This window comes from Streptomyces smyrnaeus (assembly GCF_017676345.1).
GTDB classification, from domain to species: domain Bacteria; phylum Actinomycetota; class Actinomycetes; order Streptomycetales; family Streptomycetaceae; genus Streptomyces; species Streptomyces smyrnaeus.
The window spans coordinates 11,903-36,691 of sequence record NZ_JAFFZM010000005.1 but is presented as its reverse complement, the minus strand read 5'-3'; the positions used below and the strand labels follow the sequence as shown (position 1 = coordinate 36,691).

Annotated in this window: 18 protein-coding genes and 2 tRNA genes; 9 read left to right on the top strand and 11 right to left on the bottom strand. The window is 71.2% G+C overall.

Annotated features, from left to right (window positions below; translation table 11 throughout):
- Positions 1-244 precede the first annotated feature (244 nt).
- On the bottom strand, positions 245-1,693 hold the full coding sequence (tig, locus tag JW613_RS09865; RefSeq protein ID WP_209210351.1) for a trigger factor: 1,449 nt from the start codon (positions 1,691-1,693) through the stop codon (positions 245-247).
- 101 nt (positions 1,694-1,794) lie between these two features.
- Positions 1,795-1,871: transfer RNA gene (locus tag JW613_RS09860), tRNA-Pro, on the bottom strand.
- A gap of 57 nt (positions 1,872-1,928) precedes the next feature.
- On the opposite strand from JW613_RS09860, the gene JW613_RS09855 reads away from it, so the two are divergent.
- Positions 1,929-1,999, top strand: a tRNA-Gly gene (locus JW613_RS09855).
- Positions 2,000-2,240: 241 nt separating this feature from the next.
- Here the strand turns inward: JW613_RS09855 and JW613_RS09850 are convergent.
- A complete protein-coding gene (locus JW613_RS09850; protein WP_209210350.1) occupies positions 2,241-2,435 on the bottom strand; it encodes a hypothetical protein in 195 nt (64 codons plus the stop codon).
- 613 nt (positions 2,436-3,048) lie between these two features.
- Here JW613_RS09850 and JW613_RS09845 point away from each other — a divergent pair.
- Entirely contained in the window at positions 3,049-4,245 is a 1,197-nt protein-coding gene (locus JW613_RS09845) for an acyltransferase family protein (RefSeq protein WP_209210349.1), read from the top strand.
- 210 nt (positions 4,246-4,455) lie between these two features.
- On the opposite strand, the gene JW613_RS09840 is transcribed toward JW613_RS09845, so the two are convergent.
- Positions 4,456-5,619: a PP2C family protein-serine/threonine phosphatase gene (locus JW613_RS09840; RefSeq protein WP_209210348.1), complete on the bottom strand. Its 1,164-nt coding sequence runs from the start codon at positions 5,617-5,619 to the stop codon at positions 4,456-4,458.
- A gap of 146 nt (positions 5,620-5,765) precedes the next feature.
- Here JW613_RS09840 and JW613_RS09835 point away from each other — a divergent pair, with 146 nt between their 5' ends.
- Positions 5,766-7,019: a GNAT family N-acetyltransferase gene (locus JW613_RS09835; protein ID WP_209210347.1), complete on the top strand. Its 1,254-nt coding sequence runs from the start codon at positions 5,766-5,768 to the stop codon at positions 7,017-7,019.
- Between the two features lie 4 nt (positions 7,020-7,023).
- On the opposite strand, the gene JW613_RS09830 is transcribed toward JW613_RS09835, so the two are convergent.
- Together JW613_RS09830 and JW613_RS09825 are read right to left on the bottom strand one after the other, a co-directional pair.
- Positions 7,024-7,875, bottom strand: coding sequence for an Fpg/Nei family DNA glycosylase (locus JW613_RS09830; protein ID WP_209210346.1), 852 nt, complete (start codon positions 7,873-7,875; stop codon positions 7,024-7,026).
- Positions 7,876-7,878: 3 nt separating this feature from the next.
- Positions 7,879-8,364 carry a ribose-5-phosphate isomerase gene (locus JW613_RS09825; protein WP_209210345.1) on the bottom strand — a complete coding sequence of 162 codons (486 nt, stop codon included), beginning with the start codon at positions 8,362-8,364 and terminating at the stop codon, positions 7,879-7,881.
- Positions 8,365-8,604: 240 nt separating this feature from the next.
- On the opposite strand from JW613_RS09825, the gene JW613_RS09820 reads away from it, so the two are divergent.
- On the top strand, positions 8,605-10,185 hold the full coding sequence (locus JW613_RS09820; RefSeq protein ID WP_209210344.1) for an amino acid permease: 1,581 nt from the start codon (positions 8,605-8,607) through the stop codon (positions 10,183-10,185).
- A gap of 67 nt (positions 10,186-10,252) precedes the next feature.
- Here the strand turns inward: JW613_RS09820 and JW613_RS09815 are convergent, their stop codons facing one another.
- On the bottom strand, positions 10,253-10,858 hold the full coding sequence (locus JW613_RS09815) for a biotin transporter BioY (RefSeq protein WP_099880822.1): 606 nt from the start codon (positions 10,856-10,858) through the stop codon (positions 10,253-10,255).
- Between the two features lie 352 nt (positions 10,859-11,210).
- On the opposite strand from JW613_RS09815, the gene JW613_RS09810 reads away from it, so the two are divergent.
- Together JW613_RS09810 and JW613_RS09805 are read left to right on the top strand one after the other, a co-directional pair.
- A complete protein-coding gene (locus JW613_RS09810; RefSeq protein ID WP_209210343.1) occupies positions 11,211-12,668 on the top strand; it encodes an amino acid permease in 1,458 nt (485 codons plus the stop codon).
- 155 nt (positions 12,669-12,823) lie between these two features.
- The gene (locus JW613_RS09805; RefSeq protein ID WP_099880827.1) at positions 12,824-13,471 is read left to right on the top strand and encodes a superoxide dismutase; all 648 of its coding nucleotides are present in this window, start codon (positions 12,824-12,826) and stop codon (positions 13,469-13,471) included.
- A 125-nt stretch (positions 13,472-13,596) separates the two neighbouring features.
- Here JW613_RS09805 and JW613_RS09800 read toward each other — a convergent pair whose 3' ends face one another.
- Positions 13,597-14,226, bottom strand: coding sequence for a mycothiol-dependent nitroreductase Rv2466c family protein (locus JW613_RS09800; RefSeq protein WP_209210342.1), 630 nt, complete (start codon positions 14,224-14,226; stop codon positions 13,597-13,599).
- Between the two features lie 170 nt (positions 14,227-14,396).
- Between JW613_RS09800 and pepN (JW613_RS09795) the strand changes: the two genes are divergently transcribed.
- The gene (pepN, locus tag JW613_RS09795) at positions 14,397-16,997 is read left to right on the top strand and encodes an aminopeptidase N (protein ID WP_209210341.1); all 2,601 of its coding nucleotides are present in this window, start codon (positions 14,397-14,399) and stop codon (positions 16,995-16,997) included.
- 91 nt (positions 16,998-17,088) lie between these two features.
- On the opposite strand, the gene JW613_RS09790 is transcribed toward pepN (JW613_RS09795), so the two are convergent.
- Positions 17,089-18,063, bottom strand: coding sequence for a LysR family transcriptional regulator (locus JW613_RS09790; protein WP_307865852.1), 975 nt, complete (start codon positions 18,061-18,063; stop codon positions 17,089-17,091).
- Positions 18,064-18,307: 244 nt separating this feature from the next.
- Between JW613_RS09790 and snpA the strand changes: the two genes are divergently transcribed.
- Positions 18,308-18,991: a snapalysin gene (snpA, locus tag JW613_RS09785; protein WP_209210340.1), complete on the top strand. Its 684-nt coding sequence runs from the start codon at positions 18,308-18,310 to the stop codon at positions 18,989-18,991.
- A 136-nt stretch (positions 18,992-19,127) separates the two neighbouring features.
- Here the strand turns inward: snpA and pepN (JW613_RS09780) are convergent, their stop codons facing one another.
- Positions 19,128-21,731 carry an aminopeptidase N gene (pepN, locus tag JW613_RS09780; RefSeq protein WP_209210663.1) on the bottom strand — a complete coding sequence of 868 codons (2,604 nt, stop codon included), beginning with the start codon at positions 21,729-21,731 and terminating at the stop codon, positions 19,128-19,130.
- Between the two features lie 179 nt (positions 21,732-21,910).
- Here pepN (JW613_RS09780) and JW613_RS09775 point away from each other — a divergent pair, with 179 nt between their 5' ends.
- Positions 21,911-23,782 (top strand): TIGR03767 family metallophosphoesterase, encoded by a 1,872-nt coding sequence (locus tag JW613_RS09775; RefSeq protein ID WP_209210339.1) that lies wholly within the window; start codon positions 21,911-21,913, stop codon positions 23,780-23,782.
- 56 nt (positions 23,783-23,838) lie between these two features.
- Here the strand turns inward: JW613_RS09775 and JW613_RS09770 are convergent, their stop codons facing one another.
- Entirely contained in the window at positions 23,839-24,750 is a 912-nt protein-coding gene (locus JW613_RS09770) for a LysR family transcriptional regulator (RefSeq protein ID WP_209210338.1), read from the bottom strand.
- Positions 24,751-24,789: the final 39 nt, after the last annotated feature.

Genomic DNA, 24,789 nt, shown 5'->3' with positions numbered 1-24,789 from the left:
AAGCGTCACGTGTCCACCTGCTCGTGTCCGGACGGCCACGCGAAGCTGGCCGTCACTGGGGTCTTCGTCTACTGGGGACCCTAACGCGCCGGTCGTCGGCCGCCATCCCGGGCCGAGCGCATTTCGCTGTGAGCGCAGGTGCCCCGGACGACCACTGACGTCGCGGTCAACAGCCGAACGGGGGGCGCCCGGGCGTGCACTCGCGCGCCCCGGCGCCCCCCGTTCGTGGGTCAGGCGGGCCGGATCAGCCCTCGGTCTTGTCGGCGGCCTCGGCGCCGGTCTCCGCGGCGGTCTCCGCGGCGGTCTCCGCGGCGGTCTCGGGGGCGGCGGCGGTCTGCTCGGCCGCCTCCTCCTCGGAGGCCTGTGCGGCGCCCTCGTCGTCCTCGTCGCTCAGGTCGACGACCTCGCCGTTGGTGTCCTTGACGGTGACGGCCTCGACCACGGTGGCCAGGGCCTTGCCGCGGGCCACCTCACCGACGAGGACCGGCACCTGGCCGCCCTCGACGACGGCCTGCGCGAACTGGTCGGGGCTCATACCGGAGGACTGCGCACGGCGCATCAGGTGCTCGGTCAGCTCTTCCTGGCTGACGTTGAGCTTCTCCTTGCCGACCAGCTCGTCGAGGACGAACTGGGTCTTGATGCCCTTCTCGGCCTGCTCCTTGAGCTCGGCGTCGAACTCTTCCTCGCTCTTGTCCTGCATCTTCAGGTAGGAGCCGAGGTCCAGGCCGAGCTGGGAGAGCTGGTGGTTGACCAGGTTGTGCTTGCGGGACTCGATCTCGTCCGCGAGCAGCTTCTCGGGCACGGGGACCTCGGTGAGCTCCAGAAGGGCGTCGAGCACCTTCTCCTGGGCCTGGGTCGCCTGCTCCTGCGTCTTCTGGTCGGTCAGCCGCTTGCGGCTGTCCTCGCGCAGCTCCTCCAGCGTGTCGAACTCGCTGGCGAGCTGGGCGAACTCGTCGTCCAGCTCGGGCAGTTCACGGGCGGAGACGGACTGGACGGTGACGGTGACCTCGGCCTCCCGGCCGGCACCGGAGCCGCCCTTGAGCTCGGAGGTGAAGGTGGCGGTGCCACCCGCCTCCAGGCCGGTGACGGCCTCGTCGATCCCGTCGAGCAGCTCACCGGAGCCGATGGTGTAGTCGACGCCCTGGGCGACGCCGTCCTCCAGGACCTCGCCGTCGATCCGCGCCTCCAGGTCGACCTTGACGACGTCGCCCTCGGCGGCCGGACGCTCGACGGCCGAGGTGGAGGCGAACCGCTCGCGCAGCTGCTCGACGGCCGAGTCGACGTCCTCGTCGGAGACCTCGGCGGCGTCGACCTCGACCTCGATTCCGGAGTAGTCCGGGATCTCGATCTCGGGGCGGACGTCCACCTCGGCGGTGAAGGCCAGCAGCTCGTTGTCCTTCAGCTCGGTGATGTCCACCTCGGGCTGGCCGAGCACATTGAGCTCACCCTCCTCGACGGCGGACTGGTAGAGCTTCGGAAGCGCGTCGTTGACGGCCTCCTCCAGGACGGCACCGCGACCGAAGCGCTGGTCGATCAGGCGCGCAGGGATCTTTCCCTTGCGGAACCCGGGCACGGTGACCTGCTGGTTGATCTTCTTGTACGCCGCGTCGAGGCTGTCCTTGAGCTCCTCGAAGGGCACCTCGACAGTGAGCCGAACCCTGGTGGGGTTCAAAGTCTCCACGGCGCTCTTCACGGTCGGTCTCCTTGGGGCTGGCATTGGGGGTCTTGCTGATTCTTGGCTGCGCCCCGTATGCATGCAGACACGACACAGGCACGCGCGTCTTTCATAGTACGTGGTCGGGGTGGCCGGATTCGAACCGACGACCTTCCGCTCCCAAAGCGGACGCGCTACCAAGCTGCGCCACACCCCGTTGGTGCGACACGTAGAGTACATGTCGTAGGATGCGGTTCGTGCCGATCCGGCCTACGCGGGCGTAGCTCAATGGTAGAGCCCTGGTCTTCCAAACCAGCTACGCGGGTTCGATTCCCGTCGCCCGCTCCGCGAGCACGAAGGCCCGGCCCCGCCAGGGGCCGGGCCTTCGTCGTCGCCCGAGCGGCGCGGTCGCCGCACGACCCTGGGCGTCCGCATGGGCGCACTCCGGTACGCCTGCGGGCGGTCACACCGGGTGTCCGCCGCCGGAGGGACCGGGCGCCGGCCGCACCGGAAGGGAGCGCCGGAAAGAGATCACCTGGAAGCCGGAAAGAGATCGCCCGGAGGGATCGCCGGCGGCGCGGGGGATCTAGAAGCTGATGTCGTTGATCGTCTCGGCGACCGAGGTCAGGAACCGGTTGATGGAGGGGGCCATCCCGGTGGAGGCGAGGAAGAACCCGAAGAGTATGGCCACGATGGCGGGGCCCGGCTTGATGGACTTGCTCCGGATCATCACGACCAGGATGACCGCCAACAGCACGACTACGGACAGCGAGATGGCCACAACTGCTCACACCCTCATGGTCGGAACGCCTCACCCGGCCTTGGGGGTCTGCCACCGTGGCCGCACCCCCGCGCGCACAGCGCGCACCCATCGTGCCACCAACTCCGGTGCGGGAGGACCCGGCTGAGGGTCCGCCGGACTCATCATCGGGTAAATACTGATCGACGGGCGACGGACAGTCCGGGACAGTCGGTGCGTAGACGGCGTAGCCGACAAGCCACCGGGCGATCAAAATTCCGGCCATCAATTCGGCTTGATCAATGCGTGGCGGCTTGACGAATGTGCCGAATACACCGGGCGATCAGCGGTACAACTTGTGCACCTGGTGCATAAAGACCGGCACGCGGTGCCGCCCCCCACTCACAGGTGGCGGAATTCATGCACCGCTCCCGCGAATTGTGGCCTCGCTCACAGCGGGCACGGGCAGCGCCGCGAGGGCCCGCATCTGGCGTCACAGGAGTCTCATACGCCCCCTTTAGATGGGACATCGTCCGTCAACCGAACATTCACGTCACGCCCCGTCAGCTCCGTCCGGTAAGCGGGAGGAATAGCGCCCGCGGAGGGTGGGAAGGAGGAACGGGGCAAGAATTTACGGCTCACATGTTCAACCGCTATGGTGCGGCAGATGTTGCACGCTGGTTATGAGCGGGCGCCGCTCCCCCCCGTCCGCCAGGAGTCCCCCTCCGAGACGCCACCGGCGTCCGCGGAGCAGCCTGCGCAGTCGCAGCCTGCCAAGGCGCAGAAGAAGCCAGCAGCCAAGCAGCGGGACCCGTTCTTCGACAACGCGAAGTACCTGACGATCGTGCTCGTCGGGATCGGCCACGCGTGGGACCCGCTGCGCCACGACAGCCGTACGGCCGAGGCGCTCTACTTCGTCCTCTACACGTTCCACATGCCGGCCTTCATCATCATCTCCGGCTATCTGTCGAGGAGCTTCGAGGGCAAGCCGAAGCAGGTCCAGCGACTGGTCACCGGGGTCGTCGTCCCCTACCTGGCGATCCAGTTCGCCTACACCTACTTCATGCGGTGGGCCAACGACGACCCGGACCGCGAGTTCCACTTCCAGGAGCCCGGGTTCGCGCTGTGGTTCCTGTGCGCGCTGTTCATCTGGCGGCTGACGACACCGCTGTGGAAGAGCCTGCGCTGGCCGATGCCGGTCGCTTTGGTGATCGGGGCGGCGGCGAGCGTGACGCCGAGCATCGGCGGTGACCTCAACCTGATGCGGGTGGCGCAGTTCCTGCCGTTCTTCGTCCTCGGCCTCCAGCTGCGCCCCCACCACTTCCAGCTGGTCAAGCGCAAGCAGGCGCGGTACCTCGCGGTGCCGGTGACGCTGTGCACGATGGTCTTCGCGTACTGGGCCGTGCCCCGGATGTCCAAGGCGTGGTTCCTGCACGACAAGGCGGCTGCCGACATGGGCGTCCCCTCCTGGGCGGGCGCGGTGATGTACCTCGCACTGTTCGGCTGCGGCCTGGTGATGACGGCCTGCTTCCTGTCCTGGGTACCGCGGCGGCACATGTGGTTCACGGCGCTGGGCGCCGGCACGCTGTACGCCTATCTGCTGCACATCTTCTTCATCCAAAGCTCGCGGCAGTTCGACTGGTACGAGATGGACTGGGTCGACCACCCGCTGAGCCGGGTCGTCATCACGGTGCTGGCCGCGGTGATGATGACGGTGCTGTGCACGCCGTGGGTGACGCGGCTGTTCAGGTTCATCATCGAGCCGAGGATGGACTGGTTCTTCAAGCGGGACCCCGGCGCCATGGCCCGCCGCAGGGAGTCCGGCAAGCCCGCCTCCCACCGCAGGAAGTAGCCCCGCTCTCCGGCGCCCTTCCGGCCCCCACTCCGCAACGGCGAGTGGGGGCCGTCGCGTTGCCCCACACCTTGCCGGCCGCCGCCGTCGCTCGGTGTGCGGCGGGCCGCCTCGCACATACGGACAGAGGGTGATCCGAAACCGCCCCGTTTGCCGGAGCCGCCATGAGCCGCCGCGGCCACCCACCGCGGACTGCCGGGTGCGCAGCGGTCAGTCGCGGCAGATCAGCAGCAGCGCCCGGTCGTCGTTGACGTCCCGCGCCACGGACTCGATGAGGTGCCAGGCCGCGCCGTGGAAGCTGGAGGCGACATAGCGGTCGGCCTCGCCCGCGAGGCGGTCCATGCCCTCGGTCAGGTCCCGGTCGGCGGTCTCCACCAGCCCGTCGGTGAAGAGCATCAGCACGTCCCCGCGCCGCAGCGTTCCCTTGACCGGGTCGAACTCGGCACCGTCGTAGACGCCCAGCAGCGGCCCCTCGGCGGCCTTCTCCTCCCACTTGCCCGAGCCCGCGTTGAGCTGCATCGCGGGCACGTGCCCCGCCGACAGCAGCTCGTAGTCGCCGCTGTCCAGATCCAGGACCAGATGCACGGAAGTGGCGAAGCCCTCCTCCCAGGACTGGCGCAGCAGATAGCCGTTGGCGGCCGGCAGGAAGGCGTGCGGCGGCAGCGAGCCCAGCAGCCCGCCGAAGGCGCCGGACAGCAGCAGCGCCCTGGAGGCGGCGTCCATGCCCTTGCCGGAGACATCGGTGAGGACCAGCTCCAGGGTGCGGCGCTCCGGTCCGGTGCGCGCCGCGACCACGAAGTCCCCGGAGAAGGACTGCCCGCCCGCCGGACGCAGGGCCATCTCGTGGTGCCATCCGGCGGGCAGCTTGGGCAACTTGCTCTGTACCCGGATGCGTTCTCGCAGGTCGAAGAGCATGGTGCCGCCGCGCCGCCAGGGCACGCCCACCCGGCTGCGGAACTGCGCGATGAGCAGCCCGGACAGCCCGGCCGCGGCCACGACCAGAATGGTGCCCGGCGTCACCCGCCCCGCTCCGTCCGCCAGCTCCCAGGGCCTCAACAGCAGCGACTCGACCATGAGCGCGATCGCGGCGGCGGCGTACAGCGCCAGCAGACTGGCGGGCCGCAGCAGCAGCCCGCCGGCGATGAGCGGCAGCACCAGCGCCTCGGGGGCGCACCACAGCGGGGTGAGGATCGTGGCGCAGGCCAGTGCGGGGACGGTGAGCAGCAGACCGGCCAGCGCCACCCAGTCGGAGGCGCCGCCCCGGAAGTAGTCGACGGCGGACTTGCGCAGGTTGGTACGGACCCGGTGCCAGGCTTTGTACGCCTGGTGCGACCGGGCCGTCGCTGCTGAGAGTCTCCTGCGGCGTTCCGCCATGCTCACGGAGCCTAGCCACCCCGTCGGCGGCCCGTCGATTCCCGGCCCTGGTCGGGGGGCGTACGCGCGGTGGGCGCGCACAGGGGTGGCGCGCCCGCGGACAAAAGCGTTCGCCCGTGTTCGAACTGCCTGCTAGTGATGGCGGTATGACACTTGAGCCACGGGTTCTTCAGCCCTCGGAGTGGGACGACTGGTACGGCGCGCTGCTGAGCGCGTTCGCCTCCGAGGACTCCTCGCAGGAGCGGGAGGTCTACCGTTCGCTGACCGAGGTCGAGCGGTCGATCGGGGTCTGGGACGAGGACCGTCCGGTGGCCACGGCGGGGCTGTTCTCCTTCCGGATGGCGGTGCCCGGCGGCGCCGTCGTCCCCACCGCCGGGGTGACGATGGTGAGCGTGGCGCCCACCCACCGCAGGCGCGGCCTGCTGCGCACGATGATGCGGCGGCAGTTGGACGACCTGCGGGCGGCGGGCGAGGAGCCGCTCGCCGTGCTGACCGCCTCGGAGCCGGCGATCTACGGCCGCTTCGGATACGGCCTGGCGACACACTCCCTCTCCGCCCGGATCGACACCAGCAGGGTCGCGCTGCAACTGCCGGCGCCACTGGCCGCCGAGGCGGACGGGTTGCGGCTGCGCCAGTCGGACGAGGCCGCCTCGCTGCTCGCGGAGTGCGAGGCCGTCTACGCGCAGGTGGTCTCCCGGCGTCCGGGGATGCTGCAGCGGCGCCCCGGATGGGAGCGGGAGCCGCTGCTGGATCCCGAGCGCGACCGCGAGGGCGCCTCGCCGCTGCGCTGTGTGGTGGCGCTGCGGGACGGCGAGCCGGTGGCGTACGCCCGTTACGCGGTCAAGATGTGCTGGAGCCGGACGGACGCAGCGGACGGCGAGGTCCGGCTGCGGGAGCTGGAAGCGCTCGACCCCGCCGGTTACGCGGCGCTCTGGCGCTTCTTGTGGGGTATCGACCTGACGACGACGATCGTCGCCGACAACCGGCCCGTGGACGATCCGTGGCAGCACCTGGTGAGCAACCCGCGCCGGTGCGGGACTGCGGTCGGGGACTCGCTGTATCTGCGCCCGGTGGATGTCGGCGCCGCGCTGGCCGCCCGCTGCTATGCCACCCCGGTGGAGGTCGTGCTGGAGGTGGAGGACACCTTCTGCCCGTGGAACACCGGGCGTTGGCGGCTGTCCGGCGACGAGAAGGGGGCGGTGTGCGAGCCCACCGGGGACGCGGCGGACCTGTCGCTCGGCGTACGGGAACTGGGCAGCGCCTATCTGGGCGGGACCTCGCTGACAGCGCTGGCGGGAGCCGGGCTGGTGCGTGAGGAGCGGCCCGGTTCGGGGGCCCTGCGGGCGACGGCGGCGGCCTTCGCGGACGACGTCCAGCCGTGGCTGCCGCACGGGTTCTGAGGGCTCACGCGCGCTGGCAGGTGGGGCACCAGAACAGGTTGCGGGCCGCGAGTTCGGCGGTGGCGACGGGTCCGCCGCACACCAGGCAGGGCTGGGCGGCCCGGCGGTAGACGTAGACCTCACCGCCGTGGTCGTCCACCCGCGGTGGGCGTCCCATGGCCTCGGGGGTGTGCTCGTCGCGCACGGTGTCGATCCGGTTCTTGCGGACCCCGTCGGTCATCAGATCGACCAGGTCCGACCAGATCGCCTCCCATTCGGACCGGGTGAGATCGCGTCCGGCACGGTACGGGTCGATACCGTGCCGGAAGAGGACCTCGGCACGGTAGACGTTGCCGACGCCGGCGACGATCTTCTGGTCCATGAGCAGCGCGGCGATGCTGGTGCGGCTGCGTGAGACGCGCACCCAGGCGGCCTCCGGGTCCGAGGCGGGGCGCAGCGGGTCCGGCCCGAGCCGGTCGCTGATCGCCTGCTTCTCCGGCTCGGTCAGCAGTTCGCACCGGGTGGGGCCGCGCAGATCGGCGTAGTGCAGCGGACCGGCGTGGGGCAGCGGCCCGGCGGGGTGCTCGCCGGGCCGGGTGGCCAGCCGCAGCCGCACCTGGCCCACGGGTGCCGGGGGCGGGCCAGCACCGAAGCGCAGGGTCCCGTACAGGCCCAGGTGTATATGCACCCAGCCGAGCGGGCCGAAGCCGAGGAACAGATGCTTGCCGTGTGCCTCGGTCGCGGTCAGCGCCGCGCCGTCCAGCAGCGCGGCACCGTCGGCGAACTTGCCCTGCGGGCTGGAGGCGTCCAGCGGGTGTCCTGCGAACCGGTCCGCGACATCGCGCGCGAGCCGGTGGATGGTGTGGCCCTCGGGCACGGCTCAGGGCTGCGGGTGGTGCGCGGGCACGGGCGGCAGCTCACCGGTGCGCTCGTAGTCGGCGAGCATCCCGATGCGGCGCTGGTGGCGCTCGCCCTCGGAGAAGGGGGTGTTCAAGAACGTCTCCACGAAGGAGACGGCCTCCTCGGTGGTGTGCATCCGCGCACCCACGCTGACCAGGTTGGCGTCGTTGTGCTCGCGGGCCAGCGCTGCCGTCTCGGTGCTCCACGCCAGGGCGCAGCGGGCGCCGGGGACCTTGTTGGCGGCCATCTGCTCGCCGTTGCCGGAGCCGCCGATGACGACGCCGAGGGAGCCGGCGTCCGCGACGGTGCGCTCCGCCGCGCGGAGGCAGAAGGGCGGGTAGTCGTCCTCGGCGTCGTGGATGTGGGGGCCGCAGTCGACGGGCTCGTGGCCCGCGGCCTTGAGCCACTCGACGAGGTGGTTCTTCAGTTCGAAACCGGCATGGTCGGAGCCGAGGTACACGCGCATGACGCAGAGTGTGCCATCCCCGTCCGCCCGGACGCCGCCCAGGGCGGCCGAGAAGGGTGCGGAGTCGCTCCCGGAGCGCCCACGGCACACCGGCGGGCACGTTTCCGCGGAAGTACCAGGTCGTCACCGCAATGTTCCGTGTACAACAATCCGGATTCGACTCTTCCGTTGTGGGCAGGACGAGCTCTTACATGTGAGCGCTCGTTTGAAACATCACCCTCATTAGGAGCCGGCTGCCCCATGAGTTCCCAGCACACCCCGCGCAAGCCGGGGGAGCCGCCACAGAGCCCGCCGTCGACCCAGGGCGGCGGCGACGGCCTCCAGGCAGGCCTCAAGAACCGCCATCTGTCCATGATCGCCATCGGCGGTGTCATCGGCGCCGGACTCTTCATCGGGTCCAAGGCAGGCATCGCGGACGCGGGCCCCGGCATTCTGCTGTCCTACGCGCTGGCCGGGCTGCTCGTCGTCCTGGTGATGCGGATGCTCGGTGAGATGGCCGCCGCCCACCCGACCTCCGGGTCGTTCTCCACCTACGCCGATCGCGCGCTGGGCCGCTGGGCAGGGTTCACCATCGGCTGGCTGTACTGGTTCTTCTGGTCCGTGGTGCTCGCCGTGGAGGCGACGGCGGCCGCGGAGATCCTGGAGGGCTGGCTGCCCACCGTGCCCCAGTGGGGCTGGGCGCTGCTGGTGATGGTGGTGCTGACCGGCACCAACCTGATCTCCGTCGGATCCTACGGCGAGTTCGAGTTCTGGTTCGCGGGGATCAAGGTCGTCGCGATCATCGCATTCATCGCCGTCGGCGTGATCGCCTTCGCGGGCCTGCCGCCCGCCGACCACTTCGCCGGCGCGGAGAATCTGACCGGCCACGGCGGGTTCCTGCCCCACGGCCCCGGAGCGATCCTCTCGGGCATGCTGCTGGTGGTCTTCTCGTTCATGGGCAGCGAGATCGTCACGCTGGCCGCCGCCGAGTCGCCGAACCCGGTCAACGCCGTGCGCAAGGCCGTCAACAGCGTGATCTGGCGGATCGGCCTGTTCTACATCGGCTCGATCTTCGTGATCGTCTCGCTGCTGCCGTGGGACTCCAAGGCGATCGCCGCCGACGGCCCCTACGTGGCCGTGCTGGACGCGCTGGACATCCCGTACGCGGGCACCGTGATGGACGTCGTCGTGCTGACCGCCGTGCTGTCCTGCCTGAACTCGGGCCTGTACACCGCCTCGCGGATGGCCTACTCGCTGGGTGAGCGCAAGGACGCCCCGGCCTCCTTCGGGCGCACCAACTCCAGGGGCGTGCCCACCGCGGCGATCCTGGCCTCCGTGGCCTTCGGCTTCGTCGCGGTCTTCTTCAACTACATCGCCAAGGACACCGTCTTCGAGTTCCTGCTGAACTCCTCAGGCGCCGTCGCGCTCTTCGTCTGGCTGGTCATCTGCGCCTCGCAGCTGCGGATGCGGCGCCGGATCGAGCGGGAGACCCCGGAGCGGCTGACCGTGCGGATGTGGCTGTACCCGTATCTGACGTGGGCGACCATCGGCCTGATCGTCTTTGTGATCGGCTACATGTTCACCGACGACGACGGGCGCACCCAGATGGTGCTGTCCCTGGCCGTCGCCGCCGTGGTGCTGGTGGCCTCGCTGGTCACCGACCGGGTCCGGCAGCGGCCCACCCCGCAATCGGAGGCGCCGGGCACCTCCCCGGCCGGCTCGGCGGCGGCCGACGCGGCCGGGGAAGCCCCAGCAGCCGCCCGGGTGCCGAAGCCCACCGCCGAAGCCGACTCCGAAGCCGGCTCCGAAGCGCAGGCCGACGCCACCGGCACCACGCGCTGAGGCCGGCAGAACATGTGCGAGGGCCCGGCGCCGTGCGACGCCAGGCCCTCGTTCACGGTGCGGGGTGTCAGCCCTTGCGGCCCGCGAGCTTCCAGGCGGTGGGCAGCGCCCCCATCGCCAGGGCCGCCTTGACGGCGTCACCGACCAGGAACGGCACCAGCCCCGCGGCGACGGCCTCGCCGGCCGACATACCGGTGGAGACCGCCAGGTAGGGGACGCCGACCGCGTAGGTCAGCGCCATACCGACGGCCATCGTCCCCGCCGTGCGCAGCGCGCCGCGGTCACCGCCGCGGCGGGCGAGGGCGCCCACGGCCGCGGCGGCCAGCAGCATGCCGAACACATAGCCGAGGGAGGGCATCCCGACCCCGGCGGAGGCTTCGGCGAACCACGGCACCCCGGCCATGCCCGCCACCGCGTACAGGGCCAGGGCCAGGAAGCCGCGTCCGGCGCCCAGCCCGGCGCCGACCAGCAGGGCGGCGAAGGTCTGACCGGTGACCGGCACCGGCGAGCCCGGGATCGGCACCGCGAGCTGGGCGGCCATCCCGGTCAGCGCGGCGCCGCCGACGACAAGTGCGACGTCCCTGACCCGGGCACGCGCTGAGCTGGAGGCGGGCAGCAGATCCGCGAGCACGGCTCCCGGACGCGGTACGGCTGCGGAAGTGAGGGCACTCATCTGGCATCTCCGTCTGGTGCGAGCTGGTAGAAGCAGGCACGGGCGCGCAGGACGACGACCTCGTGCCCGTCGACGCTAGCCGAATCCACTCGTGCGCCGAGCGTGAGCGGAGCGTGAGGTTGATGACAGTGCGGGCCCGCGAGACCCCGCTCACCCCCCGTGCACCACGGGTCGGCCCGGGTCACCGGCGGAAAGGGACTGTCCGCAATGCGGAAACCGTTGCACGATTATTGCTGTGCCGGGGCAGACTCCCGAAGACTGTCGGAGCAGCACTTCCCCGCAAGCTGTGGGAACGCACGTACCGCTCTGTTCCCGCGTTCACCACCTCACACACCCCCAGGAACGGCTACTGATGACGCGCACCGAGACCTCCGACGCGCCACACTCCCCCGGAGAGCCCGCCCCGCCCTCCGGACCGCCGGAGGAGGGGACCGACCCCTCCCGCCGCACCCTCGCCCACGGCCTCAAGCAGCGCCATCTGTCCATGATCGCGCTGGGCGGCGTGATCGGCGCCGGGCTCTTCGTCGGCTCCGGCGCGGGCATCGCCGCCGCCGGCCCCGCGATCGTCCTCGCCTATGCGGCCTCCGGGGCGCTGGTGATGCTGGTGATGCGGATGCTGGGCGAGATGTCCGCGGCCCGCCCGGCCTCCGGCTCCTTCTCCGTCCACGCCGAGCGGGCCCTAGGTCCTTGGGCGGGTTTCACGGCCGGCTGGATCTACTGGACGCTGCTGTGTGTGGCCATCGCCACCGAGGCGACCGCCGCCGCGAAGATCATGACCGGCTGGCTGCCCGCGACCGACCAGTGGATATGGGTCGCGCTGTTCATGCTCGTCTTCTGCGCCACCAACCTGGCGGCGGTGCGCAACTTCGGCGAGTACGAGTTCTGGTTCGCCGCGATCAAGGTGCTGGCCATCACCGCCTTCCTGGTGCTGGGCGTGCTCGCGATAGCCGGCGTGCTGCCGGGCACCGACTCTCCGGGCGCCGGCCATCTGACGGGGGACGGCGGCTTCTTCCCCACCGGCGCCGACGGACTCATCGTGGGGCTGCTGGCCTCGGTGTTCGCGTTCGGCGGCCTGGAGACGGTGACGATCGCGGCGGCCGAGTCGGAGAAGCCGGTCTCCGGGGTCGCCAAGGCGGTGCGCACCGCGGTGTGGCGGATCGCGCTCTTCTACGTCGGCTCGATGCTGGTGATCGTCACCTTGATCCCGTGGCACGACAAGTCCGTGCTCTCCGGGCCGTACGCGGCCGTGCTGGACTACATCGGCATTCCGGCCGCCGCGCAGATCATGAACGTGGTGGTGCTCATCGCGCTGCTGTCGGCGATGAACGCCAACATCTACGGCGCCTCGCGGATGTCCTACTCCCTGGTGGAGCGGGGTGAGGGCCCGGCGTTCCTCAACCGGGTGAGTGCGCGTGGGGTGCCGCGCTACGCCGTGATCGCCTCGTCCCTCTTCGGCTTCATCGCGGTGCTGCTCAACATCCTGTGGGAGAAGACGGTCTTCCAGTGGCTGCTGAACATGGTCGGCGCGGCCACGCTGGTGGTGTGGGGCTTCATCGCCGTCTCGCAGCTGATCACCCGCAGGCGGCTGGAGCGTCAGGCGCCGGAGAAGCTGGTGGTGCGCATGTGGCTGTTCCCCGGGCTGACCATCGTCGCGCTGTTGGGTATCGCGGCCGTACTGCTGCTGATGCTGCGTGAGGGGGACACCCGCACCCAGCTGGCGTTCACCGCCGGTCTGACGGTGGTGCTGGCCCTGGGCGGATATCTGCGCCAGCGCAGGCACCCGCGCACCCCACTGCCCGAGAACGCCTGACGGAGCGTCGGCGACCCGGCCCGGCCTAGGACTTCGGACCGAGACGCACCGAGCGGAGCGCCCCCTGCACGCAGGGGGCGCTCCGCTGTTTTGCGCTCTCTTGCTGCTAGCTTCTTGTTGCAAGTAATATGCAATAGCGAGCGAAGGGCGAGAACATGTCGACAGCGACCTACACCTTGCCGGAGCTGCCGTACGACTACTCCGCGCTGGAGCCGGTCATCAGCGGCGAGATCATCGAGCTGCACCACGACAAGCACCACGCCGGGTATGTGAAGGGGGCGAACGACACCCTCGAACAGCTCGCGGAGGCCCGTGACAAGGACCAGTGGGCCACCATCAACGGACTGGAGAAGAACCTCGCCTTCCACCTGTCCGGGCACATCCTGCACACCATCTACTGGCAGAACATGACCGGTGACGGCGGCGGCGAACCGCTGGAGAAGGACGGCACCGGCCAGCTCGCGGACGCCATCGCCGAGTCCTTCGGCAGCTTCGCGAAGTTCAAGGCCCAGCTGTCCAAGGCGGCGGCCACCACCCAGGGCTCGGGCTGGGGTGTGCTGGCCTACGAGCCGGTCACCGGACGGCTCATCGTCGAACAGGTCTACGACCACCAGGGCAACGTCGGGCAGGGCTCGGTGCCGATCCTGGTCTTCGACGCCTGGGAGCACGCGTTCTATCTGCAGTACCGCAACCAGAAGGTCGACTTCGTCGAGGCGATGTGGCGCGTCGTCAACTGGCAGGACGTCGCGGCCCGCTACACCGCGGCGAAGGAGCGCGCCAACAACCTGCTGCTGGCGCCGTAGCGGCCCCGACGGCCCGGCAGTGCGGCTTCCGTCCTCGTGATCGTCTTCTCACCGTTCCGGGGCGGAGGACGGCGGGGCCCCTGGTGTGGACGTGACACACCAGGGGCCCCGCACTCTTCGGGAGCTCAGTCGAAGACCGGGCCCACATCGCGGGTGCGCTTGATCTCGAAGAAGCCGGGGGTCGAGGCCACCATCAGGGTGCCGTCCCACAGCTTGGCGGCGGCCTCACCCTTGGGCGCCGGAGTGACCACCGGGCCGAAGAAGGCGATCTGCCCGCCGTCCGCACCCGGCACGGCGATGACGGGCGTGCCGACCTCCTGACCCACCAGGCCGATGCCCTCCTCGTGCGAGGCGCGCAGCTCGGCGTCGTAGCGGTCCGAATCGGCGGCGTCGGCCAGCGAGGCGGGCAGCCCGACCTCCTCCAGCGCCTCCACGACGACCTCCCGGTCCAACTCCCGCCCGCCCGGGTGGGCACGGGTGCCCAGCGCGGTGTACAGCGGGCCCAGCACCTCGTTGCCGTGCTCCTGCTCGGCGGCGATACAGACCCGCACCGGCCCCCAACCGCGCTCCAGCAGCTCGCGGTACTGCTCGGGCAGCTCGTCCACCCGCTTCTCGTTGAGCACGGACAGGCTCATCACATGCCACCGGACCTCGACCGGCCGCACCTTCTCCACCTCCAGCATCCAGCGGGAGGTCATCCAGGCCCAAGGGCACAGCGGGTCGAACCAGAAATCAGCAGGCGTCTTGTCCGTCATACGTTCTCCTCGGCCAGTGCGATTGTGAGCTCGAACGCCGACAACGTACCGGGCGGTCCAGCGCATTCCCGGGTATGCCTCCCCAGCGCCGCATGCGATCCTGAGCAGGTTGTCGACCAGGCGATCCGACCTGCGGTGCGAGGACCGCGGTCGAACGGAGAGGGAGCGGCGTGCCCGGAGAGAACCTGACCCGCACCGAGGCCCGGGAGCGGGCCGCGTTGCTGACCGTGAACGGGTACGACGTGGCGCTGGATCTGCGCTCGGCCATCGAGCCGCCACCCGCCACCGGTCCGCGCACCTTCCGCTCGACGACGACGATCACGTTCGAGAGCGCCCAGGAGGGCGCCACCACCTTCGTCGACCTGGTGGCCGAGCACGTCCACTCCGTCACCCTCAACGGCGAGTCGCTGCGGGTCGAGGAGGTCTTCGACGGCGCCCGTGTCACCCTGCCGGGACTGCGCGCCTCGAACGAGGTGACGATCGACGCGCAGTGCGCCTACAGCCGCACCGGCGAGGGCCTGCACCACTTCCTCGACCCCGAGGACGGCGAGGTCTACCTCTACACCCAGTACGAGCCGGCCGACGCGCGCCGCGTCTTCGCCAACTTCGAACAGCCCGATCTCAAGGCCCCCTTCGACTTCACCGTCACCGCCCCCGCGAGCTGGACGGTGCTCAGCAACGGCGCCCAGGTGGGCGAGCCGCGGCCGGTGGACGACGGGACCTCGGCCCTGTGGCGCTTCGCCCGTACCCGGCCGATCTCGACGTACATCACCGCCGTCGTCGCGGGCCCGTACACCTACGTCGCCGACACCTACCGCCGCACCTTCGAAGGAGGCGGCGAGCTGGAGATTCCGCTGGGCGCCCTGTGCCGCAAGGGGCTGGCGCGCCACTTCGACCCCGAGGACATCTTCACCGTCACCAAGCAGGGGCTGGACTTCTTCCACGACCACTTCGACTACCCGTACCCCTTCGGGAAGTACGACCAGGCCTTCGTGCCGGAGTACAACATCGGCGCCATGGAGAACCCCGGCTGTGTGACCTTCCGTGAGGAGTTCATCTTCCGCGGCAAGGTCACCGACACGTCCTACGAGAGCCGGGCCAACGTCATCCTGCACGAGATGGCCCATATGTGGTTCGGCGACCTGGTCACCATGGAGTGGTGGGACGACCTGTGGCTCAAGGAGTCCTTCGCGGACTTCATGGGCGCCTTCTCGCTGGTGGAGTCCACCCGTTTCCGGGACGGCTGGATCACCTTCGCCAACCGCCGCAAGTCCTGGGCCTACCGCGCCGACCAGCTGCCCTCCACCCACCCGATCACCGCCGACATCCGGGACCTGGAGGACGCCAAGCTCAACTTCGACGGCATCACCTACGCCAAGGGCGCCTCCGTCCTCAAACAGCTGGTCGCCTACGTGGGCGAGGACGCCTTCCTGGAGGGCGCCCGGCGCTACTTCAAGCGCCACCAGTGGAGCAACACCCGCCTGGAGGACCTGCTGTCCGCGCTGGAGGAGACATCCGGCCGCGACATGGCCGAGTGGTCCAAGGCATGGCTCCAGACCGCCGGGGTCAACACCCTCACCCCGCAGCTGACCTACGACGCGGGCGGCCGCGTCACCGAGCTCGCCGTCCTCCAGGAAGCCACCGACGCGCACCCCACCCTGCGCCCCCATCGCGTCGCCGTCGGCCTCTACCGCCGCGATCCGGCCCACGGCACGCTGGAGCGGTACGCCCGCGCGGAGGTCGACGTCGCAGGCGTGCGCACCCCGGTCGCCGAGCTGGCCGGTGCCGAGCGCCCCGACCTGGTGCTGGTCAACGACGACGATCTGACCTACTGCAAGGTCCGGTTCGACGAGGTCTCCCTGGCGACGCTGCGCGACCACCTCGGCGGGCTCACCGACCCCCTGGCCCGGGCCCTGTGCTGGTCCGCCGCCTGGAACCTCACCCGGGACGGGCTGATGCCGGCCCGGGACTTCATCTCCCTGGTGCTGCGCTTCGCCGGGCGGGAGACCGAGATCGGTGTCCTGCAGATGCTGCACGGCCAGGCCAAGCTGGCCCTCGACAGCTACACGGCGCCCGAATGGCGCGCCGAGGGCTCACGGCTGCTGTCCGAGGGCGCCGTCACCCAGCTGAGGCAGGCCGAACCCGGCAGCGGACACCAGCTGGCCTGGGCGCGCTTCCTGGCCGCCGTCGCCTCCGGCGAACACGAACTGCGCCTCTTGCAGGGACTGCTGGACGGCACCGCACGGATCGACGGCCTGGAGGTGGACCAGGAGCTGCGCTGGGCCTTCCTGCAACCGCTCGCCGCCGAGGGCCTGGCCGACGAGGCGGCCGTCAACGCCGAGCTGGCGCGGGACGACACCGCCTCCGGCAAGCGGCACCAGGTGCGGTGCCTGGCCGCGCGGCCCTCCGCCGCCGTCAAGGCCCAGGCGTGGGCCGGTGTCGTGGAGTCCGACGCACTGTCCAACGCCCTCGTCGAAGCGACGATCTCCGGCTTCGACCAGCCCGGGCAGACCGAGCTGACCGCGCCGTACGCGCCCCGGTACTTCGAGGTGCTGGAGTCCGTCTGGGCCTCCCGGTCGATCGAGATCGCCATGGCCATCGTGCGGGGCCTCTTCCCGGCCTCGCAGGGGAACCAGGCCACGCTCGACGCCACCGACGCATGGCTAACCGGACATCCGGACGCCGCACCCGCCCTGCGGCGCCTCGTCGCCGAGTCCCGCGACGACCTCGCCCGGGCCCTGCGCGCCCAGCGGGTGGACGCCGGCGCCTAAGGCGCGCTGCGGCGGGCCCGGGCAGGCGAACGCCCGGGCGCGCTGCGGCGGCCCGGGCAGTTGGTGGGGCCGCAGCGCGCCGTCGGGCCCGTCAGACCATCACCGGCGGCCCGGGGGCGCGCCGGGTGGACAGCCAGCGGGCGTAGGCGGGGCTGCTGCGGGCCACCTCCTCGTAGGAGGCCCGCAGATCGTCGAAGACGGCGTCCGCCTCGGCGCCCGGCCCCCACCCCGTCCGCAGTCCCACCAGCAGCCGGACCCCGAGGGGGTCACCCGCCAGGGGGACGATGGACATGCCGGGACGCGGCTGGGACGTCGGCTGGCACGGGGTGACGACCTCGCCCGCGGCGACCAGATCGCCCGCGGACAGGTAGTCGCCGTACACCACCCGCGGATCGATGCCCGCAGCGGCGAACACCCGCCGCAGCCCGTCCCAGTCGCCGTCGACCGAGGGATCGACCATCCACCTCTCCTCGGCGAGCTCGGCGACGGCGACGGCCCGCCCGGCCCGCGCCGCGGGATGCGTGGCGGGCACGGCGACGAACTGCGGTTCGCGCCGCACCAGGACGCGCAGTTCGACACCGTCGGGCACCCGTAGCGGCGAGCCCTCGACCTCGTGCACGAAGGCGGCGTCGAGCTGATTGCCCGCGACCATCCGCAACAGCGTGTTCGCGGAGACATCGGCCTGGAAAGTGATGTCGGTGTCCGGCAGCCGGTTGTGCAGACGGCGCAGCCAGCCGGGGACGGCCCTGCTGCCGGTGCTGCCGAGCCGCAGCCGCACCCCGGGCCCGGCCCCGGCGAGCCCGGCGGCGTCCTTGGCCTCGCGGATCAGCTCGGTCATCTCGGCGATGATCGGCCGGGCACGGGTGAGGACGGTGCGGCCGAGCGGGGTGGGCCTGCTGCCGGTACGCTCCCGGTTGAAGAGCTGGCCCCCGACGGCCTGTTCGATCCGCCTGAGCTGGGTCGTCAGCGAGGGTTGCGTCATACCGAGTTGTCGGGCCGCCTTGTGCACGCTGCCCGTGTCGGCAATCGCACACAGTGCACGAAGATGCCTCACTTCGAGCTCCACACGCGGAGCATAACGGCGGTGTCGCGCCTCCCACCAGTCAGCGTCGCGCTGGTGAACGTCCCGCGAACCCCCCTGCCGCTCCAGGTGATTCACCGGTCCTATCGGCAGGTGACATCATTCCGGAACGCCGCGCGCTCGAACAAACTCTCCCGCAGCAGGAATCCGTCCGGAGGGACCGGCGGCGCCCCCCACGCCAACATCCCAGAGCGGCGCCGGTCTCTCGGAACACGAGGAGAGACCCCCCATGAGATACCGCAGATCTGCTCTGTCGACGGCGCTCGGCCTGGGCGTCACCGTCGCTCTCGGCCTCGGTGCCGCACCCGCCACGGCTTCCGCCGACGGTGCCTCCACCTCCCCCACCAGCTCCACCGGCTCCGCCAGCGCCTCCAGCACCCAGGGCTTCACCGGCGAGAACCAGCGCAACAACGACAAGTTCTTCAAGTTCATCGTCAAGGAAGCGCTCAAGAAACAGGCCGCCAAGCCCGGCATCCAGCAGGTCACCATCAACTACGACGCCAGCCGCGCGCCCAGCTTCCGCAACGAGATAGCCAACAGCACCGCCGTGTGGAACTCTGCCGTCTCCAACGTGAAGCTGGCCGAGGGCGGCGGCGCCAGCTTCGACTACCGCGAGGGGAACGACCCGCGCGGCAGCTACGCCTACACCGACGGGCACGGCAACGGCTACATCTTCCTGGACTACGCGCAGAACCAGCAGTACGACTCGAACCGCGTGGTCGCCCACGAGACCGGCCATGTGCTCGGCCTGCCGGACAACTACTCCGGTCCCTGCAGCGAGCTGATGTCCGGTGGCGGCCCCGGCCCCTCCTGCACCAACGACCAGCCCAACGCCGCCGAGCGCGCCCGGGTCGAGCAGCTGTGGGCGAACGGCCTCGCCGACGTGGTCTTCGAGCAGGCCGCCTTCAAGTGAGCCGCACGGCCGACTGAACCACCACGCCACCGCCCGCGACTCGGCCCCCGGTCCGCACGGACCGGGGGCCGTCTCGCCCGGCTGCCGCGAGCCCCGCTCAACGGCTCACCGCTCACCTGCTCAACCGCGCACCGCGTCAGCCCGCGGCGCCCGCCGCCTCGTCGGCGGCCTGGGCACGCAGCGCCCGCTCCACGCCCGCCCGGGACTCGGTCACCAGGCGGCGCAGCGCAGCGCCGGGCTCGGCCGAGGCCAGCCATGCGTCGGTGGCCTCAAGGGTCTCCGGGCGCACCTGGAGGGCCGGGTAGAGGCCGATGGCGACCTGCTGCGCCATCTCGTGGCTGCGCTGCTCCCAGACATCCTTGACGGCGGCGAAGTAGCGCTCGGTGTAGGGCGCCAGCAGATCGCGCTGGTCGGTCTGGACGAAGCCGGAGATGACCGCCTCCTGCACGGCGTTGGGCAGCGCGTCGCTCTCCACGACGGCCCGCCACGCCTCCGCCTTGGCCTCGGGTGTGGGGCGCGCGGCACGGGCCGCGGCAGCGTGCCGTTCGCCCGCCGAGGTGGCGTCCCGCTCCAGCTCGGCACCGATCCGGGCCTCGTCGGCCTTGCCGGTGGCGGCCAGCCGGCCCAGGAACGCCCAGCGCAGCTCGGTGTCCACCGTCAGCCCCTCAAGGGTCTCGCTGCCCTCCAGCAGCCCGGACACCAGATCGAGCTGGGCATCCGTACGGGCCGCGGCGGCGAAGGCGCGGGCCCAGGCGAGCTGGTGGTCGCTGCCGGGCGCCGCGGCCCGCAGCTGCTCCAGGGCGGCCTCGGCCCAGCGGGTGAGCCCGGTCTCCCGCCAGTCCGGTGCCGCGTACAGGTCGAGGGCGAGCTTGACCTGGCGCTGGAGGGACTGGACGACGCCGATGTCGGACTCCTTGCCGATACCGGACAGGACCAGATCGAGATAGGAGCGGGCGGGGAGCTCGGCGTCGCGGGTCATGTCCCAGGCGGAGGCCCAGCACAGCGCACGCGGCAGCGGGTCGGCGAAGTCACCCAGGTGCCGGGTGACGTTGGCCAGCGACTCCGGGTCCAGCCGGACCTTGGCGTAGGTGTGGTCCCCGTCGTTGAGCAGCAGCACATCGGGGCGCTTGCGCTGCCGGGGCAGCGGCACCTGGGTCAGCTCCCCGTCGACGTCGAGCTCCACACTGTCGGTGCGGACCAGCTTGCCGTCCACCAGGTCGTAGAAGCCGACGCCGACGCGGTGCGGGCGCAGCGTAGGCTCACCGGCGGCGCCGGCGGGCAGGGCGGGGGCCTCCTGCCGGATGGCCAGCCCGGTCAGGGTGCCGTCCTCGGCGCAGGTCGGCTCGGGCCGCAGGACGTTGATGCCCGCGGTCTCCAGCCAGGCCTTGGACCACGCCTTCAGATCGCGTCCCGAGGTCTCCTCCAGGGCACCGAGCAGGTCGCTCAGCCGCGTGTTGCCCCACTCGTGGCGCTTGAAGTAGGCGCGTACGCCCTGGAAGAACTCGTCCATACCGACGTAGGCGACGAGCTGCTTGAGGACGGAGGCGCCCTTGGCGTAGGTGATGCCGTCGAAGTTGACCAGGACGTCGTCCAGATCCCGGATCGGGGCCATGATCGGGTGGGTGGAGGGGAGCTGGTCCTGGCGGTAGGCCCAGGTCTTCATCTGGTTGGCGAAGCTGGTCCACGCGTGCGGCCAGCGGCTGCCGGGGGCGTGCGCCTGGCAGGCGACGGAGGTGTAGGTGGCGAACGACTCGTTCAGCCACAGGTCGTTCCACCACTCCATGGTGACCAGGTCGCCGAACCACATGTGCGCCAGCTCGTGCAGGATGGTCTCGGCGCGGCCCTCGTAGGCGGCGTCGGTGACCTTGGAGCGGAAGACGTACTGGTCGCGGATGGTGACCGCGCCGGCGTTCTCCATGGCGCCCGCGTTGAACTCGGGCACGAAGAGCTGGTCGTACTTCTCGAACGGGTAGGGGTAGTCGAACTTCTCCTGGAACCAGTCGAAGCCCTGCCGGGTGACCTCGAAGATCGCGTCGGCGTCCAGGTGCTCGGCCAGCGAGGGGCGGCAGTAGATGCCCAGCGGCACGCTGCGGCCCTCTCCCTCCCAGCTGCTGTGGACCGAGTGGTACGGGCCGGCGATCAGCGCCGTGATGTAGGTGGAGATCCGCGGCGTGGGGGCGAAGCGCCACAGGTTGTCCGACGGCTGCGGGGTGTGGGGGTCCCCCCGGACGAAGTCCGGGGGCGAATTGGAGATCACCGTCCAGCCTTCGGGGGCGCGGACGGTGAACTGGAAGGTGGCCTTGAGGTCCGGCTGCTCGAAGGTGGTGAACACCCGGCGCGCGTCCGGCACCTCGAACTGGGTGTAGAGGTACGCCTGGTCGTCGACCGGGTCCACGAAGCGGTGCAGGCCCTCGCCGGTGTTGGTGTAGGCGCAGTCCGCGACCACGCGCAGCTCCTGCGGGCCCTGCGAGAGCCCGCGCAGGGCGATACGGGAGTCGGCGAAGACGGCGGCCGGGTCGAGGGATTCACCGTTGAGGGTGACCTCGTGCACGGCGGGCGCGATCAGGTCGGCGAAGGTGTCGCCCGCCTCGGCCGCCCGGAAGCGGACCGTCGTGACCGAGCGGAAGGTCGCCGCACCCTCCTGGGCACCGCTGATGTCCAGCTCGATCTCGTACGAGTCCACGGTGAGCAGCCGGGCCCGCTCCTGGGCCTCTTCGCGCGTCAGATTCGTGCCAGGCACTTGGTTGGTCTCCCCACTCTCGCGGATCTCGTCGCTGTCGTGCTGGAGCCATACTTGCACGCGGTTGCGACACCTGGTGGCGGGCGTTCCCACGCTGTTCAGACGGGGGTCATTCGCGCTGCCAATGCAACGGAGGAGGGGCTCCCCGCCCCTGGTGAACCTCCGTACCGGGAGACCGCATGTCCCGTCGCAGCCGCTCTCTGCCCGCCGACTCCGCTCCCCCCGCAGCTCCCCCCACGGCCCCCCGCACAGCCTCCTCCGCAGCTCCCCGCACGGCGTCCTCCACCACTTCCCGCGCGGCGTCCGCCGCCGTCCACCGTGCCGCGTCCCTCGGCGAGTCCGCCGCCACCGTGGCCCGGCGCCGACTGCCACCAGGCGGTCCCGGGCGTCGCCGGGTACTGACGCTCGCCGGGTCGGCGGGGGCCGCCGCGGCGTTCGGGCTGGTGGCCGGTCCGGGGTCCGCGCCGTCCCCCGCCGCCGCGCCCGCCGCCGACGCGCCCGTACGCCCCCGCCGTGCGGCGCACGACCCGGCCGGTGCCGGCCCGCCGCACACCGGCACCACCCTCTCGGGGGTCGCGGTGCCCTCCGGGGACGGGCCGTTCCGGCGGCTGGTGACCGGGCCCGGCTGGCGCCGGGTGGTACGCACCGAGCTGGCCGGGGCCGGGCGCCGGCGGGCGGCGAAGGCCGTACCCCTGGTGGCGTTCGCGCAGTTCACGGATCTGCACCTGGTCGATGTGCAGCACCCGCTGCGCTACGAGTTCCTGCGCGCCCAGACCGCCAGCGCATGGCGTCCGCAGGAGTCGCTCTCGGTCGTCGGCGCGATCTCGCTGGTGGAGCGCGTCAACGCGCTGGCCGGCGGACCCGCCACCGGGGCCCCGCTCTCCTGCGTCGTCACCACGGGCGACAACACCGACAACAACTCGCGCGCGGAGCTGGAGTGGTTCGTGCAGGTGATGAGCGGAGGGCGGATCACCCCCGACACCGGCGACCCCAGGCTGTACGAGGGGGTGCAGGACTCCGGGCTGCCGGACTTCTGGCAGCCCGACTCGGACGTGCGCGACCACGACAAGGCCGTCGGCTTTCCGCGGCTGCAGGGGTTCTTGCGGGCCGCCGTGCGCGAGGTGACCAGTCCCGGCCTGACGCTGCCCTGGTACGCGACGGTCGGCAACCACGACGCCCTGCCGGGCGGCTGCTTCGCAGCCGCCGACGCACGGGGCTTCTTCGCCGACTTCGCCACCGGCGACCGGAAGCTGATGCGGCTGCCCGACGCGGAGGGCGCCCGACTGTGGCGCGCCGTGGAGCGGGGGCTGGACCCCGAGGGAGAGCAGTTCAAGGAGATGCTGCGCGCCGAGCGTCGGCATATGCGTATCGTCACCCCGGACCAGCGGCGCGCCCCGGTCACCCCGCGCGAGTACGTGCGCACCCTCGCCCGGCCGCACGCGCTGGGGCACGGCCCGGCCGGGCACGGGTACACCGAGGCGAACGCCGAGGACGGCACGCTGTACTACGCCTTCCGGATGGCCGAGGACGTGATGGGCTACAGCCTGGACACCACCCGGCGCGACGGGCACTACGCGGGCCGGCTGGGCACGGCGCAGCTGCGCTGGCTGGAGCGGCGGCTCGCGGACCACGACGACATGTACGCGATCGTCTTCAGCCACCACACCAGCACCACCACCCCGGAGGGCGGCGACGAACTGCTGGCCCTGCTGCGGGACACCCCGCACGCGGTGGCGTGGGTCAACGGGCACAGCCACCGCAACCGGATCACTCCGCACGGCACGTTCTGGGAGATCAGCACGGCCTCCCATGTCGACTACCCGCAACTGGCGCGCACCATCGAGCTGGTGGACAACAGGGACGGCACCCTCTCGCTGTTCACCACTCTCATCGAGTCGGCGGCGCCGCACCGGACGGATTTCACCGACCTGTCGCAGACCGGACTGGCCGCCCTCTACCGGGAGCTGGCCTTCAACGCCCCGGGCGCCCGCAAGGGGCTGGAGGGTGCCGAGGGCGACCGCAACACCGAACTCCTGCTGCGCAAGCCATGAGCCGCCCGCGCCTGGGCCCCAAGCCCAGGCCCCCAGGACCCAAGCCCTCCCACGACTCAGTCCAGGGCCGCCCGCCCCTCCCACTCCTCGGCCGTGAGCGCGGCCAGGCAGGCCCGTACCGAGGGGCTGTCGCCGCCCGCGCGCCACGCGGCCCGCACCTCCCGGTGCAGCGGCGGGCGCACGGGCACGAACCGCACGCCGGGCGGGCAGGGGGTCTGGGCCATCTCGGGGACCAGCGCGGCAGTCAGCCCGCGGGCGACGAAGGCGAGTTGAGTGGCGTACTCGGTGACGGTGTAGCGGACCCGGGGCTCGACGCCGCGCGCCCGCAGGGCCTGCACCAGCGCCTCGTACGGCTCGGTGCCCACCGGGCAGCTCGACCAGACGGCGCCCGCCAGTTCGGCCAGATCCAGCGTGTCCCGGTCGGCCAGCGGATGCCGGGCCGGGAGCGCCACCTGGACCTCCTCCACGGCCAGCGGCTTGACCCGGACGCCCTCGGGCAGCGGCATGGGGCGGCTGTGCCAGCTCTCGATCAGCAGCAGGTCCAGCTCGCCGGTCAGCAACCGCGGCACCATGTCGACGGCCTCGCCGTCCACCACTGTCGGCCACAGCCGGGGGTGCGCCTCGGTGAGTGCGGCGAGCACGTCGGGCAGCAGGGCGCGCAGCGAACTGCCGACGCCGCCGAGCCGGAGCGGCCCGATGATCTCGTCGCCGAGGTCGGCCAGGTCGGACTCGGCTGCGGACAGCTGGGCGACGACGCGGGCCGCGTGCTCGGCCAGCACCCGCCCGGCGTGGGTGAGGCGGACGCCGCGACCGTCGGGCTCCAGCAGCTGATGGCCCGCCTCGCGCTCCAGCTTGGCCAGTTGCTGGGAGACGCCGGAGGGCGTGATGTGGAGGGCGACCGCCGCGCGGGCCAGGGAGCCGTGCACGGCGACCGCATCGAGCGCGCGGAGCCTGTCGGAGCTGAACACACAAGCGATGCTAACGAGTACCGCACACGAATCGTCGCT

What these genes read in the sequence shown, in the direction of transcription:
- JW613_RS09845 (WP_209210349.1), top strand. Translation starts at nt 3,049, where the DNA reads ATGGTGCGGCAGATGTTGCACGCTGGTTATGAGCGGGCGCCGCTCCCC.
- JW613_RS09840 (WP_209210348.1), bottom strand. Translation starts at nt 5,619, where the DNA reads ATGGCGGAACGCCGCAGGAGACTCTCAGCAGCGACGGCCCGGTCGCAC.
- JW613_RS09835 (WP_209210347.1), top strand. Translation starts at nt 5,766, where the DNA reads ATGACACTTGAGCCACGGGTTCTTCAGCCCTCGGAGTGGGACGACTGG.
- JW613_RS09825 (WP_209210345.1), bottom strand. Translation starts at nt 8,364, where the DNA reads ATGCGCGTGTACCTCGGCTCCGACCATGCCGGTTTCGAACTGAAGAAC.
- JW613_RS09820 (WP_209210344.1), top strand. Translation starts at nt 8,605, where the DNA reads ATGAGTTCCCAGCACACCCCGCGCAAGCCGGGGGAGCCGCCACAGAGC.
- JW613_RS09815 (WP_099880822.1), bottom strand. Translation starts at nt 10,858, where the DNA reads ATGAGTGCCCTCACTTCCGCAGCCGTACCGCGTCCGGGAGCCGTGCTC.
- JW613_RS09810 (WP_209210343.1), top strand. Translation starts at nt 11,211, where the DNA reads ATGACGCGCACCGAGACCTCCGACGCGCCACACTCCCCCGGAGAGCCC.
- JW613_RS09805 (WP_099880827.1), top strand. Translation starts at nt 12,824, where the DNA reads ATGTCGACAGCGACCTACACCTTGCCGGAGCTGCCGTACGACTACTCC.
- JW613_RS09800 (WP_209210342.1), bottom strand. Translation starts at nt 14,226, where the DNA reads ATGACGGACAAGACGCCTGCTGATTTCTGGTTCGACCCGCTGTGCCCT.
- snpA (WP_209210340.1), top strand. Translation starts at nt 18,308, where the DNA reads ATGAGATACCGCAGATCTGCTCTGTCGACGGCGCTCGGCCTGGGCGTC.
- JW613_RS09775 (WP_209210339.1), top strand. Translation starts at nt 21,911, where the DNA reads ATGTCCCGTCGCAGCCGCTCTCTGCCCGCCGACTCCGCTCCCCCCGCA.